Origin of the sequence: Vibrio sp. V43_P6S15P86 (genome assembly GCF_009904725.1) — a bacterium.
GTDB classification, from domain to species: Bacteria; Pseudomonadota; Gammaproteobacteria; order Enterobacterales; family Vibrionaceae; genus Vibrio; species Vibrio diabolicus.
This window is the reverse complement of record NZ_WXWT01000234.1, coordinates 1-6,564: the sequence shown is the minus strand read 5'-3', so window position 1 is coordinate 6,564 and position 6,564 is coordinate 1. Positions and strand designations below refer to the sequence as shown.

The 6,564-nt window shown below is 46.9% G+C and carries 4 protein-coding genes and 1 pseudogene; 1 reads left to right on the top strand and 4 read right to left on the bottom strand.

All coding sequences use genetic code 11. The annotated features are described in order from the left end of the window. Positions 1–757 (top strand): putative manganese transporter (locus tag CAG69_RS10440; protein ID WP_202600754.1); only part of this gene is annotated, 757 nt, incomplete at its 5' end. Between the two features lie 77 nt (positions 758–834). Here CAG69_RS10440 and CAG69_RS10435 read toward each other — a convergent pair. The 4 genes and pseudogenes from CAG69_RS10435 to CAG69_RS10420 form a co-directional block, all read right to left on the bottom strand. Further along, entirely contained in the window at positions 835–2,574 is a 1,740-nt protein-coding gene (locus CAG69_RS10435) for a glycoside hydrolase family 36 protein (protein WP_161444095.1), read from the bottom strand. A gap of 199 nt (positions 2,575–2,773) precedes the next feature. Next, on the bottom strand, positions 2,774–5,236 hold the full coding sequence (gene torA, locus CAG69_RS10430) for a trimethylamine-N-oxide reductase TorA (protein ID WP_005378138.1): 2,463 nt from the start codon (positions 5,234–5,236) through the stop codon (positions 2,774–2,776). A 25-nt stretch (positions 5,237–5,261) separates the two neighbouring features. Next, positions 5,262–6,446 (bottom strand): pentaheme c-type cytochrome TorC, encoded by a 1,185-nt coding sequence (gene torC, locus CAG69_RS10425; protein WP_031780338.1) that lies wholly within the window; start codon positions 6,444–6,446, stop codon positions 5,262–5,264. A 50-nt stretch (positions 6,447–6,496) separates the two neighbouring features. Further along, positions 6,497–6,564 (bottom strand): annotated as a pseudogene (locus tag CAG69_RS10420) (trimethylamine N-oxide reductase system protein TorE); the annotation flags it as partial.

The window sequence follows — 6,564 nt, the reverse complement described above, 5'->3', positions numbered from 1 at the left end:
AGGCATAATCGTGGGTACTCTTTCAGGGCTGGTCGTTAATGCTTTTCATGCTGATAACTTTCTGCGCCCAGAGCCAAAAGAAGCACTTCAGACACATGCTTGTTGCCAACACCAGACAGACCGACACACGCCTCTTGAACAACGTGCAATCAATCTACAAGGCGCATTTTGGAAATGGCTTATTGTGCCTGCTAGTGTCGTTGCTTTGTTAATATCTTTCCAAATCGATATTAATCAGCTGTTGTCTTTGCAGGCCAATACCATTGAATGGCTGGGCGCTATCTTCGCGGTGATCACAATGTCGTTGTGGGCGATGACAAAAGAGCTCGGCGATTATCAGTCAACGGTCTCTGAAGATGAAAAAATCGTGGACTCACACCCGATTCAAAAAGCAGCCCAAGATACGAATTTCGTCAGTGCTTGGGTGATCGTGGCGTTTCTGGCGTTTGAACTGACGACCTATTTTTCTGGAATCGACCTCGTAGAAACCTTTTCTCATTGGGGGATATGGATGCCATTAGCTGGCTTAGCCATTGGGATGCTACCTGGTTGTGGTCCGCAAATTCTAGTCACCAGCCTTTACATCTCTGGTGCAGCGCCACTTTCGGCGCAGTTGGCAAATGCGATTTCCAATGATGGTGACGCCCTATTCCCCGCCATTGCTATGGCACCGAAAGCCGCTTTGGTCGCGACTATTTATTCGTCCATTCCTGCTTTTATTGTTGGATACGGGTATTACTTTTTATTCGAGTTCTAACGCTCAGGACGTCAAAATAAGAAAGGAGCCACAGTAGGCCCCTTTCTTGTTTTTATAATCGAACGATTTGCTGCACGTTATGCCGTGACGATCGCTTTCGCATTTAACCCTTTATCCACGCTCACCATTAATAACTGACAAGGTTCTTGGTTTAGCTTTTCTCCTGTCCAGTAATCATACCAATCCATCGGTTGATCAGACGTCAGCGTAAATTCCATCGCACCGTAGCTGGCATAGTTAAACAAGCAGTGAAGGTCATTCTTCGTCGTTAGTTTTAAAAACGCATGATTTAAACTCAAAGCCGTGAACTTTGCTGACTCTTGGTTACGTTGTTGACGTAGCATGAGCTTAGCCAATGTCTTCTTTGCAAATGGCGTAATCTCAGGGAGCGGATCGCCAGACAGCAGCAAACCACCACACGCCAATAACACCGTGCGATGAAATTCATACTCTTCTCTGGATGCGGCTTGATTAGCTAATGACGTGAATGTCGCGCAATCCGGATCAATTTGCCACAGTTTTCGATGCTGCCAACTACGGTAAAAGGTTTCTTTGGCTATCTGCTCGAAACGACGACTATGGCGTTCTACGTCATCAGAAACACGCATTGCATCCACAAGCCCTAGAGATGGCCACATTGGCGCGTTGCAACCTAAAAGCCACGCATCACCAGCGCCTTTAGCAATCGCTTCCATTCCTAAGCGATACGCCTCAACGCCTGTAATACCAGATTGTTTACGCACACCTTTTAAGGTGCCCCAATAGTTCGCGTCTAGCTTGAACAATTCAACGCCCCACTCTTGTCTCATAACAGAGACCACATTCGTCAGATGGTCTTGCACTTCTGGATTTGAGGTATCGAGTATGTACCAAGGCGTGCAGCGCCAACCACCGTATGTGACATCTTCTGCTTTAAGTAAGCTTCCATCTTTGTGACGAACAAACCACTCTGGGTGTTGTTTGAAGATCTCCGACTCAGGTTGAGCAATAAAGGGTGCCATCCAAATTGCCGGCTTTTTGCCTTTTGCACGGATACTATGAATGAGCTCTTTCACACCACCAGAAAACTTATCCGATGGGATTAACCAATCGCCCATAAAGGCTTGATAGCCATCATCCAGAAGTACCCACTCTAGGTCTTCAAGCTTACCTTGCATGCAATCAACGTTCTGCATGATGTTTTGCTCTGTCACGTCTGCGTAGTAGGCATACCACGAACACCAACCGACAGGCGCATCTTGTGTCACACCTTGGCGAACAGGATGATGCTCTGCAATCATCTCGCCATAGATTTGATAAAGCTCAGACAGAGATTGGCCACAGAGTACCGCCACGGACTCAAGTTGATTACTTTCCCAATCCGCCACTTGAGTAAACTCACCATCAATCGCGGCAGATAAAACCCAATGTCCATCACGCAGTACAACATCAAAATAGCCCGCAAAACGGTGACATGAAGTAAAGCCAAACAAGGTATAGCCAGCCGAGCCTTCCACCACTAAATAGTTGTAGTAACGCTTAGGGGCATCTTTGGGATAGATTCGATAAGAAGGGTTGTTGTCTGGACAGCGACCAATATCAACGGGATGGCTAACCGTTCCCGCTGTTTGCGCTAGCATTTGGAAGCCATCGCCAATCACATTGGCCTCGTGCTCGTATAAAAACGGCATCTCGAACAACACTTCACGGTCGGTAAACGTTTTATTGTGAAGCCCAGCAAAAGAAAAATGTAATTGATTACCCTCAACTTCAACTTGGAAGTCGTTGTTATTCACTGTGACCTCAGTGTGATTTGCCAATTGAATGCTCTGAGCCATAAAGAGTCTACTCACTTAATTATTATTGTTTAGCTTGGCGCATTATCTCCTGCTTGTCTCACCCAATTCGTTACCATCATCACGAATCCTACTGTCGTTTAGCGTCACAAATTTATTATTGAGATAACGCTCACTGAAATTTTGGTTAAAAAAATACCAGCCCGAAGGCTGGTATTTCGATTGATGTGAATTGCGTTAATTAAGCAACTTCGATTGGGCCACCGAATGAAGTCACTGGCGGTACTTTGCCGGTGAACTTCTCGAAGTCTACGATACATGTGTTCGCAGAAGTCGCCTGCGCAAGCTCAGAAGAGCCAATGTCTTGCGTTAGCGTGTTAGGGTCACCGTAAGTACAGATTGCGCCCTCTTTCTCGTTTAGAGGACCGTACCATGCACCTTCTTCGATACGAATAACGCCACGTGGGTAGCTGTCAGTAAGAACAGCACCAGCTAATAGCTGACCACGACCGTTGAATACGCGCACTAAGTCACCGTCTTTGATGCCTTTCGCTTTCGCATCCGCTGGGTTGATGTAAACAGGCTCACGACCTTGCACCGCGTAAGTTGCACGGAACTCTTCAGATTCACACATCTGAGAGTGCAGACGCTTGTCTGGGTGACAAGACTGCAACCAGAATGGGTATTTATCTGAACCAGGGCCACCGTGTGAACGCTCTGATTTTTCGAACCACATTGGGTGTTCTTGACAGTGTTCGTAGCCGTAACGGCCGATCTTACGAGACGTGATCTCGATGAAACCAGACGGCGTACCTAGTGGGTTAAGCTCAGGGTCTTTACGGAAGTCCGCATGACGAACCCAAGGTTTACCTTCACCGAAGTCTAGTACGCTCTTCTCCCAGAACTCATTGAATTCTGGCATTTCAAACTTACCTTCGTTCGCTTTCTTACAATCGTTGTAAAGGCTTTCGATCCATTCCATCTCGCTCATACCACGAGTGTATTCTTCGCGGCGACCAAAACGCTGAGTTAGTTCACTCATGATTTGGAAGTCAGGCTTAGATTGGAACAATGGATCAACTAGGCGATGCATCGCAATCAGACCTTTGTTCGAGTATGAACCGTATACGTCGATGTCGTTACGTTCCCATTGCGTACACGCCGGTAGAACGATATCTGAGAAACGACATGTCGCAGTCCAAGCAAACTCGATCGTTACAACCGTTTGAAGTTTGCGGAACGCTTTCTTCATGCGGTTACGATCTTGATGGTGGTGCCATGGGTTACAACCCGAGATAACCATCATCTTGAAGTCTGGCAGTTTCACTTTACCGCCGTTGTAGTTGATCTCTTTGCCAGGTTCTAGCAGACAGTCGATCCAACGTGCAACTGGGATAGTACGACTGTAACCGTTAAAGTCGTTGTTGTCCCACTTCGGTTTCATACCTTGGTCAAGGTTACGAGGGAAACCACCAGGGCCCGCGAAACCAGTAGAAGGCACACCGATACTTGAGTAATGGTGACCGTAAGAGATACCACCGCCAGGTAGACCGATTTGACCAACCATTGCAGCAACCACAGCCGCTGCCCAGTATGGCTGCTCACCGTGCTCTTGACGCTGGATACACCAACCCATCAGGATCTGTGTACGACCGCTGACTAGCATGCGTGCGAATTCACGGATCTTGTCCGCTTTCACGCCACAAATCGCTGCTGCCCATTCGGGCGTCTTCTCTACTTTGTCTTTTGTCTTACCTTGAACGTATTGAATGAACTCTTCAAAGCCTAGACAGTAAGTATCAATGAACTTCTTATCGTACAGGTTTTCGTTGTACAACACGTGTGCCACAGCGAGCATGAACGCTACGTCTGTCAGCGGGTTGATGTACAAGTGATCGTTCTCTAAGTAGCGCTGAGTCTTGTTCTTCACTGGGTCTACAGATAGAACGTTGATCTCACCTTTCGCTACTTTTTCTTTTAGTTGTGCCAGGTACTTAAACGACTCATGCGTTTCACAGTTCCAACCTACTTGAAGGTTTTTCACTGGGTCGTTAGCCCAAAGAACGATGTTGTCAGAGTTCTCTAGGATTTCAGACCAAGACGTACCTTGTGCGTAAACTTCGGTTGAACCAAGTACGTAAGGCATGATGGTTTGACCTGCACCCGTCGAGTAGTCACCTACTTTCGTGATAAAGTTGCCGTGCATACCCACTGCACGTTGCATGTGCGCGGTACAGTTGTTGAATGAACCTGTTTGGTTCCAACCTGTTTGACCTGCGTGTAGCGCCCATGGACCGTAGTCTTTTTGAATACGTTCTAGTTCGCGGTAGAACAAATCTAGCGCTTCATCCCAAGTCACGCGGATGAAACGGTTGTTACCGCGAGTATCGGCGCTGTATTTGTGTTTCTTCAACCAATCTAGACGAACCATTGGGTAACGTACACGTGAAGGGCTGTAAATAATGCCCTTGATGCCGTTTAGCATTTCAGTTGGGTTTTTGTCTAGCTCTAGCGGTTTGATCTCTTGAACTTTACCCGCGTAGATGTGGGCGCGGAACGCGCCCCAGTGAGAACCTGTTACTTTCCAAGTACCTGTCGTCTCAACAGCATTGGCAGAGGCTGATGCCAATAAGCTAGGACCAATAACTGACGCTGCACTTGTGGTTGCTACACCTTTAAGAAAACTTCTTCGTGTAATAGCCATTTAAATTACTCCAATCCGACGCTTATTAGTGGTGACCTTCAGCATAATCTGAAGAGTGTTTCTGTAGATACTTCAAGATCAGGGCTTCACTGTCTGTATCTAGGTTAACGAACGCCAACATACCGTCGAACATACCTGGCCAGGTGTTCGCGTCGAAGTGCGCTTCCGCAGGTTGCGTGTGACATACAGAACAGTTGGTCTTGTACGCTTCACGAGATTTTTCCCAAACAGGATTGATGTCGTTCAGCATAGACTCTTTCTTAAGCCATACTTTCGCTGCCACTTTTTCCCATGGAAGACCCGTTAGCTCATCCACTTTTTTCTCACCAGTCGTCACAATGTTGCTATCTGTCGCTGCTTCTTTCATCAGAGACGCAGTCGCAATGTTCTTACCGAAGTCTTCTTGAATTACGCGACCAAAGCCTTTCGCTTTACGCCAGCCATCGATTTCGATTTCAACAAACTCGCCTTTGTCTTCAAGAACTTTAACGGTCGATGCTGGGTTAAGAAGACCGGCTTCTTTAGTGCCTTGTGCATCAAAGTAAATAGGTAGGTGACGAACACTCACCAGTTGCTGACCTACAGAGTAATCTGTATTTGAAGTCATACCTTCTAGGTCACCCACGATACCGCCGATGCTGTCCATACCTGCTGGCAGGTTATGCGCGATACCTTTATGACAGTCAACACAGCTTTGATCTTTCTCTGCTGCTTGCTTCATTTGGATACGAGCGGTTGGAGACATTTGCTCGAAATCCATCGATTCGTAGTTGTGACAGTTCTTACACTCTAAAGATTTGTTTGCCGAGAAACGATCCCATTCGTGTTTCGCAAGTTCGATACGACGCTCTTCGAACACACCCGGTTCGTCGTAGTTGCCAAATACTTGTGCAAATACCTCTTTAGAAGCTTGCATCTTACGAGCAATTTTGTCTGTCCAGTTATGAGGAACGTGACAGTCAGGGCAAGTAGCACGAACGCCTGAATGGTTTTTCCAGTGAACCGTTTCTTGCAGCTCAACGTACACGTTGTCACGCATTGTGTGACAACTAATACAGAATTCTTCTGTGTTGGTTGCTTCTAGAGCGGTGTTAAAGCCACCCCAAAAGATAACACCTGCAATGAAGCCGCCCATAGTCAGCACACCTAGGCTGATATGTACAGCTGGGCGCGTCATGGTACGCCACAGTTTAATGATTAATGATTTCATTATTTGCTCTCTTAAAATCTTTTCAAAAGTGTGGTTATGAGCTCACAGGCTTACATGCCGTGAGCGCCTGGAGGTCCAAAGAAGAACACTTGCAACATCCAAACGATGAACCCGTAAC

Coding starts and splice junctions, on each gene's coding strand:
- CAG69_RS10435 (WP_161444095.1), bottom strand. CDS start 2,574: ATGGCTCAGAGCATTCAATTGGCAAATCACACTGAGGTCACAGTGAAT.
- torA (WP_005378138.1), bottom strand. CDS start 5,236: ATGGCTATTACACGAAGAAGTTTTCTTAAAGGTGTAGCAACCACAAGT.
- torC (WP_031780338.1), bottom strand. CDS start 6,446: ATGAAATCATTAATCATTAAACTGTGGCGTACCATGACGCGCCCAGCT.